At 61.1% G+C, this 12,600-nt stretch carries 17 protein-coding genes; 8 read left to right on the forward strand and 9 right to left on the reverse strand.

All coding sequences use genetic code 11. The annotated features are described in order from the left end of the window. Nucleotides 1–17: 17 nt before the first annotated feature. Nucleotides 18–539, forward strand: a complete 522-nt coding sequence (locus AC1DPR_RS14135; protein ID WP_477816563.1) for a GNAT family N-acetyltransferase — start codon at nucleotides 18–20, stop codon at nucleotides 537–539. Between the two features lie 8 nt (nucleotides 540–547). Here AC1DPR_RS14135 and AC1DPR_RS14140 read toward each other — a convergent pair whose 3' ends face one another. The 3 genes from AC1DPR_RS14140 to AC1DPR_RS14150 all read right to left on the reverse strand — a co-directional run bounded on the left by AC1DPR_RS14140 (nucleotide 548) and on the right by AC1DPR_RS14150 (nucleotide 2,757). Further along, nucleotides 548–1,015 (reverse strand): group III truncated hemoglobin, encoded by a 468-nt coding sequence (locus AC1DPR_RS14140; RefSeq protein WP_477816564.1) that lies wholly within the window; start codon nucleotides 1,013–1,015, stop codon nucleotides 548–550. A gap of 94 nt (nucleotides 1,016–1,109) precedes the next feature. Beyond that, nucleotides 1,110–1,946, reverse strand: a complete 837-nt coding sequence (locus tag AC1DPR_RS14145) for a carbon-nitrogen hydrolase family protein (RefSeq protein ID WP_477816565.1) — start codon at nucleotides 1,944–1,946, stop codon at nucleotides 1,110–1,112. A gap of 97 nt (nucleotides 1,947–2,043) precedes the next feature. Continuing rightward, complete coding sequence (locus tag AC1DPR_RS14150; RefSeq protein ID WP_477816566.1) at nucleotides 2,044–2,757, reverse strand: LssY C-terminal domain-containing protein; 714 nt, start codon at nucleotides 2,755–2,757, stop codon at nucleotides 2,044–2,046. Nucleotides 2,758–2,916: 159 nt separating this feature from the next. On the opposite strand from AC1DPR_RS14150, the gene recF reads away from it, so the two are divergent. Genes recF through AC1DPR_RS14165 form a run of 3 tightly spaced genes read left to right on the forward strand, consistent with a single transcriptional unit; the run spans nucleotide 2,917 to nucleotide 5,332 of the window. Continuing rightward, complete coding sequence (recF, locus tag AC1DPR_RS14155) at nucleotides 2,917–4,041, forward strand: DNA replication/repair protein RecF (protein WP_113471372.1); 1,125 nt, start codon at nucleotides 2,917–2,919, stop codon at nucleotides 4,039–4,041. Next, nucleotides 4,038–4,862: a molybdopterin-synthase adenylyltransferase MoeB gene (locus AC1DPR_RS14160; protein WP_113471373.1), complete on the forward strand. Its 825-nt coding sequence runs from the start codon at nucleotides 4,038–4,040 to the stop codon at nucleotides 4,860–4,862. The genes recF and AC1DPR_RS14160 overlap by 4 nt, the downstream gene beginning before the upstream one ends. Further along, complete coding sequence (locus AC1DPR_RS14165; RefSeq protein ID WP_025659715.1) at nucleotides 4,859–5,332, forward strand: GNAT family N-acetyltransferase; 474 nt, start codon at nucleotides 4,859–4,861, stop codon at nucleotides 5,330–5,332. Before AC1DPR_RS14160 ends, AC1DPR_RS14165 begins: the two co-directional genes overlap by 4 nt. Here AC1DPR_RS14165 and AC1DPR_RS14170 read toward each other — a convergent pair. After that, the gene (locus tag AC1DPR_RS14170; protein ID WP_018859759.1) at nucleotides 5,329–6,330 is read right to left on the reverse strand and encodes a 2-hydroxyacid dehydrogenase; all 1,002 of its coding nucleotides are present in this window, start codon (nucleotides 6,328–6,330) and stop codon (nucleotides 5,329–5,331) included. The genes AC1DPR_RS14165 and AC1DPR_RS14170 overlap by 4 nt on opposite strands. Nucleotides 6,331–6,511: 181 nt before the next feature. Here AC1DPR_RS14170 and AC1DPR_RS14175 point away from each other — a divergent pair, with 181 nt between their 5' ends. Continuing rightward, nucleotides 6,512–7,051 carry an SH3 domain-containing protein gene (locus AC1DPR_RS14175; protein ID WP_018859760.1) on the forward strand — a complete coding sequence of 180 codons (540 nt, stop codon included), beginning with the start codon at nucleotides 6,512–6,514 and terminating at the stop codon, nucleotides 7,049–7,051. On the opposite strand, the gene AC1DPR_RS14180 is transcribed toward AC1DPR_RS14175, so the two are convergent. The 4 genes from AC1DPR_RS14180 to AC1DPR_RS14195 form a co-directional block, all read right to left on the reverse strand. Then, entirely contained in the window at nucleotides 7,044–8,036 is a 993-nt protein-coding gene (locus tag AC1DPR_RS14180; RefSeq protein ID WP_018859761.1) for an adenosine kinase, read from the reverse strand. The two genes, AC1DPR_RS14175 and AC1DPR_RS14180, sit on opposite strands and share 8 nt — an antisense overlap. Before the next feature lie 170 nt (nucleotides 8,037–8,206). Then, entirely contained in the window at nucleotides 8,207–8,446 is a 240-nt protein-coding gene (locus AC1DPR_RS14185; RefSeq protein ID WP_062375539.1) for a hypothetical protein, read from the reverse strand. A gap of 347 nt (nucleotides 8,447–8,793) precedes the next feature. After that, a complete protein-coding gene (locus tag AC1DPR_RS14190; protein WP_113471397.1) occupies nucleotides 8,794–9,333 on the reverse strand; it encodes a hypothetical protein in 540 nt (179 codons plus the stop codon). 52 nt (nucleotides 9,334–9,385) lie between these two features. Continuing rightward, nucleotides 9,386–9,595, reverse strand: a complete 210-nt coding sequence (locus AC1DPR_RS14195; protein ID WP_018859764.1) for a cold-shock protein — start codon at nucleotides 9,593–9,595, stop codon at nucleotides 9,386–9,388. A gap of 298 nt (nucleotides 9,596–9,893) precedes the next feature. Between AC1DPR_RS14195 and AC1DPR_RS14200 the strand changes: the two genes are divergently transcribed. Further along, nucleotides 9,894–10,142 (forward strand): hypothetical protein, encoded by a 249-nt coding sequence (locus AC1DPR_RS14200; RefSeq protein WP_162763461.1) that lies wholly within the window; start codon nucleotides 9,894–9,896, stop codon nucleotides 10,140–10,142. Continuing rightward, nucleotides 10,100–11,047, forward strand: a complete 948-nt coding sequence (locus AC1DPR_RS14205) for an AEC family transporter (protein WP_113471376.1) — start codon at nucleotides 10,100–10,102, stop codon at nucleotides 11,045–11,047. Before AC1DPR_RS14200 ends, AC1DPR_RS14205 begins: the two co-directional genes overlap by 43 nt. Nucleotides 11,048–11,106: 59 nt before the next feature. Here the strand turns inward: AC1DPR_RS14205 and AC1DPR_RS14210 are convergent, their stop codons facing one another. Beyond that, entirely contained in the window at nucleotides 11,107–11,682 is a 576-nt protein-coding gene (locus AC1DPR_RS14210; RefSeq protein ID WP_018859766.1) for a c-type cytochrome, read from the reverse strand. A 154-nt stretch (nucleotides 11,683–11,836) separates the two neighbouring features. Between AC1DPR_RS14210 and AC1DPR_RS14215 the strand changes: the two genes are divergently transcribed. Next, complete coding sequence (locus tag AC1DPR_RS14215) at nucleotides 11,837–12,592, forward strand: 3-deoxy-manno-octulosonate cytidylyltransferase (protein WP_113471377.1); 756 nt, start codon at nucleotides 11,837–11,839, stop codon at nucleotides 12,590–12,592. The last annotated feature ends 8 nt before the right edge of the window (nucleotides 12,593–12,600 follow it).

A 12,600-nucleotide genomic window follows, 5' to 3' on the forward strand; every position in this document is an offset into this window, starting at 1 on the left:
TTTCAGGAGAAAAAGTGATGACAGCTACGATCCGCCTTCTTGATGCGGCAGAAGCCCGTGCGGCGATCCCCGACCTCTGCGACGTGCTGACCGATTGCGTCAACGGCGGCGCCTCGGTCGGCTTCATGCAGCCTTATGGCAACGCGGATGCCGAGCCTTACTGGCAGGGCGTCGCCGATGCCGTCGCGTCCGGTGCAACGCTGCTCCTCGTGGCGGAGATCGACGGCAGAGCCGTTGGCACGGTGCAGGTCGGTGCCGCACAGATGCCGAATCAGCCGCATCGCGGCGATCTGAAGAAGCTGTTGGTGCATCGCTCGGCCCGGGGCAAGGGCCTTGCACGTCTGCTGATGGATAATGCGGAACGAGAAGCCGCCGTCCGCGGCAAGACGCTCCTCGTGCTTGACACGGCAACCGGCAGCGATGCCGAGGCGATCTACCCCAGGCTGGGCTGGGAGCCGGTCGGTGTCATCCCGGATTATGCGCTGTGGCCGGAGGGCGGCCTCTGCGCCACCACATTTTTCTACAAGCGTGTCGCCTGAAGTGGCGCTCAGGCGGGTTTGGCCTGGGGCGCGTCAAGTGCTGGATTGTAGAACAGCGACAGCGTCAGGCTCTTGGCGATGCGTTCAGCGGTCGTCATGAACCAGGTCTTGGCCTCAGGGTTCGGCGCGATATCGCTGAGCGTCGCGGAAAACAGTGCCAGCCATTGCGGGAAGAGATCGGGCGTCAGGTTCGCGACGCCCGTGTGCGCCTGCACCGGCTTGCCGCCATAAGCGCCGTTGCGAAAGGCAATTGATGACCAGAAGCTCTTCATCTTCTGCATATGGTCGGACCAGCGGCCGGAAAGCCGGGCATCAAACACGGGTCCAAGCGTCGCATGCTGCAGCACACGGGCGTAGAACGTCTCGACCAACCGATCGATGAACGCCTCGTCGACGCCCATCGCCTTCATCTCGGCTTCGGCACGCTCGCGTATGGCGGCGACATGTGCCGCGCGGCCCTGAATTTCTGTATCCATCGTCAACTCCGGCGCGTCGCAATCCGCGACAGCGCTCATATAGGCCATCTGCGTCTCGAGATGAAGGGACCGCGACGCAAGGCAGCATTGCGCGTCAGTAGCCGCTTCGGTCTTCGCTTCGGGGATCGTCCGCCATCCTCTCGCGATAGATATCACCCTGTCGCGCCTTGAGGCGCCACGGTCGGGCCTTCTGCAGCGGAATGTCGTATGCCGGGTCGTCTCGGTTCAACACCGCGGTTGCCAGGCCTGGTTCGGGAGTGGCAGCACACTGCGCCACCCATTTTCCATCCGGGCCGATGATGCTGGCCGGCCCCTTGGCGGCCTTCTGCACCGGCGTTGCAACGCTGATCCAGATGCAGTTCAGCCCCGCATGCGCGCGCAGCGCAATCTGGAAATATTCGGGAATGCCATAGGAGGAGAAGAGCACGGCATCGACGCCGAGATTGGCATACTCCTGGAATACCTCCGGAAACGTAGCTTCGATGCAGATCGCGCAACCGAATCGGTAGCCGTTGATATCGAAAGTGATCGGCGCGGTGCCGGGAGAGTACCAGCCGCCAAGTTCGCTGTTCGACAGAAACCTCTTGTCATAGCGGGTAAGCAGCACTCCGGTTTCGGAAAAGACATACAGGCTGTTGTGCGGGGGGTAGCCCTCCGCCAGCCGATGTGCTCCGCCGACAACCGCAAAGATGCGAAGATCACCACAGAGATCGGCGATTGCCCGAAGCTCGGCCTCCTGCTGCCGCCAATCGAAGCTGGCCCAGTCCTCGGAATGCAGGATCTGCGATTTCGAATATCCCGAAAGTGCGCCTTCGCAGAAATTGATGACCCGCGCGCCATCAGCAGCGGTGGCCGCAATCATGCTCCGGATTGTTCGGCCATTCGCGGTAATGTCAGGCGAAACGATGGTCTGTGGTGCGGCTATCTTCAACGGCGCACCTCTCGCGATTCGGCTCGCATTTTTCAACTATTCGACGCTATTTGGAACCGCAAATTGGCGACGATGAAGGTGCGCGAGGCGAAGCGCGTTAAGGGGCGCCGACAGCGCGCAGCACGCCGATCAGCGCCTTTCCATCGGTGAAATAGGGATCGCCGCCACCGTTGCGGCCGGTCCTCGTGGCGCCGATGCCCGCGATCTCGTAAGTCGACGACAATTGCCCGGCTGCCTGAAGATCGCCGATAACAAGATCTCGCTCAGCGTCGACATCAGGCGCGATGTGATGGGTGATCTGGCCGGTATCGTGGCTGAAGCCTACCCCGCGATCAAAACTCGCCGATCCAAGCCACAGCGGTTGCCCATCTGCACCGCTGCTCTTGGTTTGCCAGAAACGGACGTGGTGGCGCTCGTCGGCGCTCTTGCCCACGGCCTTTTCAAATGCCAGATCCTGCTGGCGGCCCTCGAACAGCAATGGGCTCACGGGAGCGTCGAGGTCGTGCCGATCGAGCACGACGCTCAAGCCGATTTCGGCTGATGTCCGCAGCGTGATCTTGTCGGCCGGGTCCCACCCAGCCGATGCAAATGCCCGAAGCACGTTCTCCTTCGAACCGACGAGCCCAACATTGATGGGGTCGCCGGGAATATCCTGCTTGGTGGTCGTCACCATTGGACCGAATTCCGCAATACGGCTGGCGTCGCGATGGATCCATATTTCGGGAATGAGGAAATAAGTGACAAGCAGATAGGCGACCAACAAGACCGCCACAGCGCCGATCGCCATCCGTGTTTTCGTCAAACGTCTCATCGAAGTCCCCCCAACCTCGACGTCATCATACGATTCTCCGGTCATGTGGCCAACATCCAGGTGCGCACCCATGCATCATCGGCATCCCGACTACACCCGCACCCTTGCCATCCGGCCCCGTTGCGCTTAGCTCTCGGGCACCACGAATCCGGATATCGAATGCCGCACAAGGTCTCCCTGTCCCGTCTCAAGCTGACCGACTTTCGCAACTATGCGTCTGTCTCGCTGTCGCTCGACGGTCGGCATGTGGTGCTGACGGGGGACAATGGCGCCGGCAAGACCAATCTGATGGAGGCCGTATCCTTCCTGTCGCCGGGCCGCGGCCTGCGTCGTGCCACCTATGGCGATGTCACCCGTGTCGGTGCGACGGCCGGATTTTCGATCTTCGCGGAGCTCGATGGCATAGAAGGCGAGGTGGAAATCGGCACGGGTGTCGATACCACCGACGACAGCATTTCCCGCCGCCTGCGGATCAACGGCACGCCTGCAAAGTCGGCCGATGAACTGACCGACCATCTCCGTCTCCTGTGGCTGACGCCCTCGATGGATGGCCTCTTCACCGGTGGTTCGTCCGAGCGCCGCCGTTTCCTTGATCGGCTCGTGCTGTCGCTCGATCCGGCCCATGGCCGCCGTGCCAGCGATTTCGAGCGCGCCATGCGCAGCCGCAACAAGCTGCTCGACGAGCGTCGCTTCGATCCCGCCTGGCTCTCCGGCCTCGAACAGCAGATGGCAAGCCTCGGCATTGCCATGGCGATGGCACGCCAGGAGATGCTCGGTCTTCTTGCCCGCCTCATCGACGAGACGCACGAAACCTCGCCCTTTCCCGCCGCTGCGCTGGAGCTTGCGGGCTTTATGGATGGTCAGTTCTCGCGCCCCGCCGTTGATCTTGAAGATGACTATGCGGCTATGCTTGCCGAGAGCCGCTACCGCGATGCCGCGGCCGGCCGCACGCTCGACGGCCCCCATCGCGCAGATCTGCTTGTCCGCCACCGGCAAAAGCAGATGGAAGCATCGCGCTGTTCCACCGGCGAGCAGAAGGCGCTGCTGGTCGGACTGATTCTTGCCCATGCCCGTCTGGTGGCTAATCTCACGGGCCATGCGCCGATTCTCTTGCTTGATGAGATTGCCGCGCATCTCGACGAAGGCAGGCGTGCTGCGCTTTTCGACCTCATTGACGCGCTCGGCGGCCAGGCCTTCATGACAGGCACGGACTGCGCCATGTTTTCCGCTCTCGGCGAGCGCGCGCAATTCTTCACCGTCGCCGATGGAAAGGTTTTCGAATGACCGATGCCGCTTCCCCCTCAACCAAAGGCCATGCTAGCATCGCGCCCATGGAACCGCTCAGCCCGGAAGAAATCGCGCGATATCAGCGCCATATCCTGCTTCCCGAGATCGGTGGCGCAGGCCAGCAGAAACTGAAATCCGCCCGCGTGCTTGTCATCGGTGCCGGTGGGCTGGGAGCGCCGGTCCTGCAATATCTCGCAGCCGCCGGCGTCGGCACGCTCGGTATCGCCGATGACGACCGCGTTTCGCTTTCCAACCTGCAGCGGCAGGTGATCCACGATTCCGGCACGATCGGCGAACTGAAGACGCAGAGCGCCGCCTTAGCGATTGCAAGGTTGAACCCGCACGTCAACGTGATCCGCTTCGAAGAGCGCTTCTCGCCTGACACGGCGCGCCGCCATCTCTCAGGCTTCGATCTGCTGATCGACGGCTCCGACAATTTTGATACGCGCTATACGGCGGCCGACGCTGCCGAGACTGCGCAAATCCCCTTGGTGACAGGCGCGGTTGGTCGCTTCGATGGCTCCGTCACAGTGCTCAAGCCCTACGAGACGGTGGAGGATGGCAAACCGAACCCAACCTATCGCGATCTCTTCCCCGAGAAGCCGCCGGCTGGTCTGATCCCGGCCTGTGCGGAGACCGGCATCATCGGTGCGCTGACCGGCGTGATCGGCACGCTGATGGCAATGGAAGCGATCAAGCTCGTCACCGGCACGGGCGAACCGCTGATTGGACGGCTGCTGCTCTATGATGCGCTTGCCGCCCGCTTCGACACGATCCGCTACAAGAGGCGTCGCCAGAAACAGAGCCCGGCGTCATGAACATCATTCGGATCGATGAAGACTTTCAACGCTGGGAGGAGTTGCTGGCGCTAGTCCTGTCGTCGTTCGCCTATATGAACGACCGGATCGATCCGCCATCCTCCGCCTTGAAGCTCACGCCGACGACGCTTGCCGATAAGGCGCGTTCTGAAATCGCCTATGCGGCAATGGAAGGCGACGCTTTATGTGGCTGCGTCTTTCTGCGACCAGAAGAAGCCTGCCTCTATGTCGGCAAGCTGGCGATCGCGCCCGACGCGCAGGGCCGGGGTATCGGCCGTCGGCTGCTGGCGGTCTCGGAAGAGGTGGCGCGGTCCCACTCCCTGCCATCACTGAGGCTCGAAACGCGCATCGAGCTTGTCGAAAACCACGATGTCTTTATCCGCTGGGGATTTGAGAAGACTGCTGAAAATGCCCATCCCGGATTCACCAGGACGACATCGATCGAGATGCGCAAGCCTGTTCCGGCCTAGCGGCCCGGCAGCACGCGGTTCGGCGGGCGATGGCCATCGATAAAGGTGCGGATGTTGATGATCACCTTGTCGCCCATGTCGATGCGGCCTTCGATCGTCGCCGAGCTCATGTGCGGCAAAAGTACGACCTTGCCTTCATTTGCGAGCTTGACGAGCTTCGGATTGACCGCCGGTTCATTCTCGAAGACGTCGAGACCGGCGCCCGCCAGCTTTCCCTCCCGCAGACTCTTGATCAGTGCCGCTTCGTCAATCACGTCGCCGCGGGCGGTGTTGACGAGGTAGGCCGTCGGCTGCAGCAGCGCCAGACGGCGGGCCGACAACAGATGGAACGTTGCCGGTGTCGAGGGGCAATTGACAGAAACGATGTCGACGCGGGCGAGCATCTGGTCGAGGCTCTCCCAGTAGGTCGCCTCCAGCTCATCTTCGGTCGCCGGGTTGACGCGCTTGCGGTTGTGATAGTGGATCGAGAGGCCGAAAGCCTTGGCGCGGCGCGCAACGGCGGTCCCGATCCGCCCCATGCCGACGATGCCGATGCGCTTGCCGTGGATCCGTCGCCCGAGCATCCAGGTCGGCGACCAGCCGGGCCACTCGCCGGGATGGTCGGTCAGCACCCGCGCGCCTTCACCCAAGCGGCGTGGAACGGCGAGGATCAGCGCCATGGTCATGTCGGCGGTGTCTTCGGTCAGCACGTTCGGCGTATTGGTGACGGTGATGCCTTTGCGAGCCGCCGCCTCGACGTCGATGTGATCGGTGCCGTTCGAGAAGCTGGCGATCAATTTCAGCTGCGGCCCGGCCTCCTCGATCACCGTGGCATCGATCCGGTCGGTGACGGTCGGAACGAGCACGTCGGCGCTTTTGACGGCAGCGATCAGCTCGGCTTTGGAGCGCGGTGCATCGTCGATATTGAGTTCCGCGTCGAAGAGTTCGCGCATGCGCGTCTCGACCGCATCGGGCAGCTTCCGCGTGATGTAGACCTTCGGTTTTTTCTTCGTCGTCATGTGCGCCGGCGCTAACTTGTTCAGAGGTCCTTAACCAAGACGCGGGATAATTTTCCCGTTCCGGGGAATTTCTACCAGACCCGCGCGCGAAGACAAACAAAACTCGCTCAGCGTGCGCAGGAATGTCGAATTCCCGGAATCAGGCAGCAGTCCTGCCCTCCTCTGAGCAAACGGAAGTCCCATGCATAGCAAAGTCCTGAAATCTTGCCTCGCCCTTGCGATCGGTTTCGTGCTTTCTGCGGGAACGGCTGAAATGGCCTCCGCACAGGCTGCAAAGGGACCAAGTGGCCTGCCGCTGCCGCGCTTCGTCACGCTCAAGTCCAAGCGCGTCAACCTGCGCATCGGCCCTGGCACCGACTATGCGGCCTCATGGATGTATCTGAAGGCCGGCCTGCCGGTCGAAATCATTCAGGAATACGACAACTGGCGCCAGATCCGCGATGCCGACGGCACCGAGGGTTGGGTCAACCAATCGCTGCTGTCGGGCTCGCGTGCGGCAATCGCCGCCCCGTGGATGAAGGGCAAGGGTAAGTCTGTCTACGTCAACATGCGCCGCGATGCCCAGCCGTCGGCAAGCGTCGTCGCCAAGCTCGAGCCCGGCGTCATGATGAACATCGGCGAGTGCAATGGCGACTGGTGCTTTGCCAAGATAGACGGCGCCGAAGGATGGGTGGCGCAGTCGGAAATCTGGGGCGCTTATCCAGGCGAAGCCTTTAAATAAGGTTCGCCTGCTTGCCGGCCTCGGCAAGCGACTTCATCGGCCTCGGGCCGATCTGCTGGATCACGATGCCAGCCGCGAGGCAGCCGAGCTTGCCGCAGTCTTCCAGCGTCCGACCCTGTGTGTAGCCATAGAGGAAGCCAGCGGCAAAGAGATCGCCCGCGCCTGTGGTGTCGACCAGTTCCCTGATCTTGATCGCATCCACGTAGAAGCGCTCGCTGCCCTTGAGAATCACGGCGCCGTTCTCGCTCATCGTTACGGCCGCGATCTTGCAGTCCTTGGCGATAAGGATCAGCGCTTCTTCGAAGTCGTCGGTTTCATAGAGCGCCAGCGCTTCCTGACGATTGGCGAAGACGATGTCGACGGTGCCGGAGCGCATCAGGTCGAGGAATTCGCCGCGATAGCGGTTGACGCAGAAGCTGTCGGAAAGCGTCATCGACATCTCACGGCCGTTCTCGTGGGCGATACGGGCGCATTCGCGGATCGCTTCCTTGGCGCGCGGCGGATCCCAGAGGTAGCCTTCGAAATAGGTGACCTTGGACTGGGCGACGACATCGGCCTCGACGTCTTCGGGCCCGAGCTCGACGCAGGCGCCGAGGTAGGTATTCATCGAGCGTTCGCCGTCTTCGGTGACGAAGATCATCGAGCGCGCGGTCGGCGGGAATGTCCCCTTCGGCTGTGTCTGATAATGAACACCCTGCGCATGGATATCGTGCGCGAAGATTTCGCCGAGCTGGTCTTCCGCGACCTTGCCGAAATAGGCGGCCTTGCCGCCGAAGCTCGCCACACCCGCGGCCGTGTTGCCGGCGCTGCCGCCGGAAGCCTCCACCGCCGGTCCCATGCGCGCATAGAGAAGTTCTGCGCGCTCGGCATCGATGAGGTTCATCGCGGCCTTGGTGATCTCATTGTCAATGAGGAACTGGTCGTCGCAACGCGCGATGATATCGACGATCGCGTTGCCGACAGTCAGAACATCGAATTTGGTCATGAAAGGGAAGGTCCCGGGTTAGGTGATAGCCGGTGACCGGTCTTAGCGAATTTTCGCCGCATGGGAAGCGGAAATGCCGCTGGGCCGTCTATCTCATCGCAAAAATGCACTGTGACGGGTCAAATGTCGCCGGCCGCCCCCCCGTGACCGCGGCGTTCAAAAGGCGCGTCTCAAGCAGCGGCAGCATAGATCAGGTCGGGCTTTACGAGCCACTCGTTCTTGCGCAAGGCAGTGACATCGAGCCTGCCACGTCGATCGCGACGGGCAATTCCAACGAAACGATAGCGGCTGCCCCTGGTGTCGACTACGCGAGCGGGGATCGGTGTGCCGTCGATATGGCCGATAACCGGTCCGTCGGAACGTGCGCCGTTGAGGAAGAAATACTCATGGGGGAGGTTCCTGCTTACCATCCTACTATCTTTCGTCGTTTGGTCGTGTGCCCTGCGCAACCTCGCGGGCGCGCTTTTCGTCGTCGGGGCTGGCTTTCTCCAAATGAAAGTCGCTTTTTGATGGCGACCTGGAAAAAGACGACGTGTTTTCTTGATCTCCACGACAAATGGCTTCCTTTGGGGGATGCATGTACGTTTCCTGCTGGTTGGCAAACAGGTCACGTGAATATGCCCTCGACGGGCGGCCGGGGTTCGTGACCTCTCGTCACAGGATGCGTGCAAAGCCATAGCCGTTCCATTCGGACGACGGGCCTCCGACATTAAAATCTCATATCATCTGATAAGGGCGCATGGCCGACGGCGGCGAGCTAGTGTTCGATCTGCTGCTCTGCCACGGTGCTGGCGATGATCTGATCGGAACCCTTTGCATAGAGCGGGAGCGTCAAGGTGATCGCCTCGCTGCGCCCGTTGATGGTGGCGGTATATCGCTTGTAAACGCGATCCTGCCCTTGCTCTTCACCCGCCGAGACAGCGTTCACTTTCTCGACCAGCGCTTTCTCGAAAACATCCGCGTCGACGTCCCCCAGTGCCACCGTGCAGCCTTCGACGGTTTTGTCGCCGACATCCGCCCGCGAGACCACCAGCGCTTGAAAGCTCTCAGCTTCGCCGCCGCTGACGATCCATCCTTCCAGCGCTTCCGGATTCTCCATCGGGGTGAAGGTCAGCGCCATATCCTCTGCCATCGAAGGCCATTCGTCGGCTTTCGCACGCTCAGCCGTGCGCTCGAAGTCCGGGCCAGAGGAAACGCAGCTGTCGTAAAAAAATGAAAGTTTGGAACTCGCGTCATCGGCAAATGATGGCCCAGCGGCAAAGAGAATGACGAGGCAGGCAGCCAAAGTACGCTTCATGTCGTCTCCGAGCGGCGGAGTCAGTGCGGCCCTTCGGCCGCACTGACCGTTTTCAAACTTGCCGGACATTGTCGGCAGACGTTCTGCCGGTTCGACGGTCCTGCGCTACTTCGAACGCTATGCCCATTCCTTCTTTCACGGTGTCGATCCCGCCTCGTTGAGCGGCCGTGATGTGAAGAAAGACGTCGGTTCCGCCGTCATCCGGAGTGATGAATCCGAAGCCCTTGTCCTGGTTGAACCACTTGACTTTACCTGTTGGCAAAATTTACCCCCATGTTGGTCTCCCCAGCCGGCATCGGACATCGCACGATTTTGCCGGTGGGCACAAGAGCATTTGAAAATACAGCGGGACACCGCGTTGCTCTGGTGGCCGTGGCCGACTTCTGAGCTTGCGCATGCCAAGACGACCCGGTTGCGTCCCACCTATAAGCGTGCGGCTGGTGGTCCCTCGCATTTCATATAGCGGGAATCCGTCATCCGCATGTCATTTCCCCGTCCTATAAGCATCCTCAACGATATTGGCATGAGCGGCTTCCGAGCGGCAGCCAATGAAGAAGGGAATGACGCCCTTCGACGATACCGGAGTGACGCTGACCACGGATGAACTGGCAGCATTGCAGACCGGCTATCCGGCAGGACCGGATGCGGAAAAGCGGGCAGAGCCCTGGGCAGAGCCCGCTTTTTTTGCTTTTATGTTTTGGCGGTTTGTCATCACGGCCGTTTTGCTGCTAGGCATGCTTATTCCCTCGCAAGGCAGCCGCATTGAATGTCAGCCATCATCTTCGACGTCCTTCCCATCTTTATCATGATCCTTATCGGCTGGCTGACCGTGAAAATACGGCTGATGAAGGCGGAGATCGGCGATGCGCTGAGCGAGTTCGTCTTCAAGATCGCCGTGCCGCTGTTGTTGTTCCGCACGATCGCCAACGCCGATTTTCACGGTGCCTCGCCCTTCCGTCTCTGGATCGCCTATTTCTCGGGCGTCGGAGTGACTTGGGTCGCGGCCCATATCGCCGCGACGCGCTTCTTCGGGCGCGATGACCGCATTGGCGTGCTTGCCGGTGTATCGTCAGCCTTCGCCAACACCATCTTCATCGGACTGCCGCTCGTTCAGCGCACGGTCGGTGACAAGGGGCTCGTGCCGCTCTCGATTCTGATCGCGGTCCATCTGCCTGTGATGATGATTATCGGAACCATCCTGATGGAGCGCGCCGAGCACAAGATCGCCGGCAAGAAGGAGCGCAGCATCGCCAAAGTGGTGCGCCAGATCGCCCACAATCTCGTCAAAAACCCGCTGGTGATCGGCTTGGCCGGCGGTGCTGCCATGCACCTGTTAGGGCTCACCATGCCGGGACCGGTAGGCGCCATAATCGATCAGATCGCCGGTGTCGCCGGGCCGGTCGCGCTGATTTCACTCGGCATGGCGCTTGAGAAATACGGCATTTCAGGCAACGCCGGCATCGCCAGCGTCACCTCCGCCTTCAAGTTGTTGCTGTTGCCGGCCTGCGTCTGGGCGGCGAGCCATCTGGTCGGGCTTGCCAGTGACTGGACGGCGGCCCTGGTGCTGATTTCGTCGGTTCCAACGGGCGTCAACGCCTGGCTGATCGCCAACCGTTTCGGTGTCGGCCACAGCCTGGCAGCTTCGACGATCACGCTAACGACGGCGCTTGGCGCCATCTCCGTTTCGTTCTGGGCCTTTTTGCTCGGCGGCTAGGCAAAGAAAAAGCCCGGCGTCAGCCGGGCTTCGATTTTCGTCTGGAACCGAGCAGCGACTTACTGCGTCGCGCTATCCGGTGCGTTCGGATCCGGAAGCGGAACCGGCGAATCGGCCAGCGTGTGAAGGTAAAGGATGACGTTGGCGCGATCCGTGTCCTTCGGAAGACCGGCAAAGCCCATTGCCGTGCCGGCAACGTACTTCTTCGGTGCTGCCAGGAAGTGGTTCAGATGATCGAAGGTCCACTTCTCGCTGCCGCCCTTGGAGAAGTCCTTCATGCCCGACGAGTAGGCAAAGCCTTCATGCGTGGCGATCGGACGATCGACGAGACCGAAGAGGTTCGGACCAACCTTGTTCGGTCCCCCCTTGGTCGCGTCATGACAGGCCTGACACTTCTTGAAAACAGCCTCGCCGGCCTTGGCGTCCGCCTTTGCAAGTAGCTGTGCGATCGGAACGGCTGCAGCCGGTGCGGCCTCGCCGCCACCAGCGGCAGCGGCCTCTTCGGCGACGATCGCGAAACCTTCCTTCTCCGGGCTCTCCGAATGAAAGATTCCCTCCGACGCGATGGAGACGGTCATCAGAACGAAAACCGTTCCGAGCAGTGCCCCCACAGCCATATTCACGTATGAATTCATCTGCAATGCTCCCCTTGCAGCCGGCAGACATAAAACCGGACCATCTTGAAATCGCGCGGAACCTATGTCTTTTGGCTATTCGTTGCAACAGTCTAAATGGCCTGTTGCGTGAGACTTTTTGACACCTTTCCGCCCGGATTAGAAGGCCCGAACAATGACCAGTCCAAATTTAGATGACGTGCTCGTGCTGATCCCGGCCCGCATGGCATCGACCCGTCTTCCAGGCAAGCCGCTCGCCGATATTTGCGGGCTGCCGATGATCGTGCAGGTGGCGCTGCGGGCGAAGGAAGCCGAAATTGGCCGCGTGGTTGTCGCGGTTGATGACCAACAGGTCCATGATGTCGTGGCCGCGGCAGGCTTTGAAGTCATCATGACCAGCAAGGATCATCAGTCCGGTTCGGATCGCATTTACGAGGCGCTCATGAAGGTGGATCCGGAGGGGAAAGCCAAGTTCGTCGTCAACGTGCAGGGCGATCTTCCGACGATCGAGCCGGAGACCGTTCGCGCCGCGCTGCGCCCGCTGGAGGATCCGAGCGTCGACATCGCAACACTGACGATCGAGATCGAGGACGAGGCCGACAAGACGGCACCGCATATCGTCAAGGTCGTCGGCTCGCCGATCTCGGAAAGCCGCCTGAAGGCGCTCTACTTCACCCGCACGACGGCACCCTACGGTGATGGACCGCTTTATCACCATATCGGCCTCTATGCTTACCGCCGCTCGGCCTTGGAGCGTTTCGTTACGCTCGGACCATCGGCCTTGGAAAAGCGCGAGTCGCTGGAGCAGCTGCGCGCGCTGGAAGCCGGCATGCGCATCGATGTCGAGATCGTTGACACGGTTCCGCTCGGTGTCGATACTCCCGCCGACCTTGAAAAGGCGCGGCGCATTCTCTCCGCAAGAACGAAATGACGGATTTT

The organism is Rhizobium sp. 01T417, from assembly GCF_056398905.1.